The sequence below is a fragment of the Bartonella sp. MR168JLCBS genome (assembly GCF_042194175.1).
On sequence record NZ_JBHIMP010000367.1, the window covers coordinates 1 to 717 of the forward strand.

At 39.3% G+C, this 717-nt stretch carries 1 protein-coding gene and 1 pseudogene; both read right to left on the reverse strand.

Annotation, left to right across the window (positions count from 1 at the left end; all coding sequences use genetic code 11):
• Nucleotides 1–112: pseudogene (locus tag ACFIK8_RS11435) on the reverse strand (phosphate transport system regulatory protein PhoU); the annotation flags it as partial.
• Nucleotides 113–133: 21 nt separating this feature from the next.
• Nucleotides 134–717 (reverse strand): phosphate ABC transporter ATP-binding protein (locus ACFIK8_RS11440; protein ID WP_375669496.1); only part of this gene is annotated, 584 nt, incomplete at its 5' end.

Below are 717 nucleotides of genomic sequence, written 5' to 3' on the forward strand. Positions count from 1 at the left end.
ATGCGACAGAATTTTCAATCATTCTTTCCGCATAACCGCCCATTTCTGTAATCTTTGCTTCCAAATATTTTAGTTCTGCATCATAAGAACGAACAGTATGTTTCATAGACATATTCTATACTCCTCAATTCATCTATCCAAAACGCCCCGTAATATAATCTTGTGTACGTTGCTCTTTTGGTGAGGTGAATATCATTTCAGTTGCACCAACTTCGACCAAATGCCCTAGATGAAACATGGCTGTATATTGAGAAACACGCGCTGCCTGCTGCATTGAATGCGTCACAATGACGATTGTATAATCTTTTCGTAATGCATCGATAAGTTCTTCAATACGTGCTGTTGCAATTGGATCAAGAGCCGAACAGGGCTCATCCATTAAAATAACTTCAGGACTAACCGCAATAGCACGCGCAATACACAAGCGCTGTTGCTGCCCTCCTGACAAACTTGTCCCTGTCTCATGAAGGCGATCTTTTACTTCTTCAAATAAACCTGCCTGTCTTAAACTTTTTTCAACAATATCATGCAATTCGGCACGCGATTTGACTAAACCATGAATGCGTGGCCCGTAAGCAACATTTTCAAAAATAGATTTTGGAAAAGGACAAGGTTTTTGAAAAACCATACCAACACGCGCACGCAATTCTACAACATCAATTTGCGAATCATAAATATTTTCTCCATCTAAGGTAATAAGACCTGTTATTTTAGCAC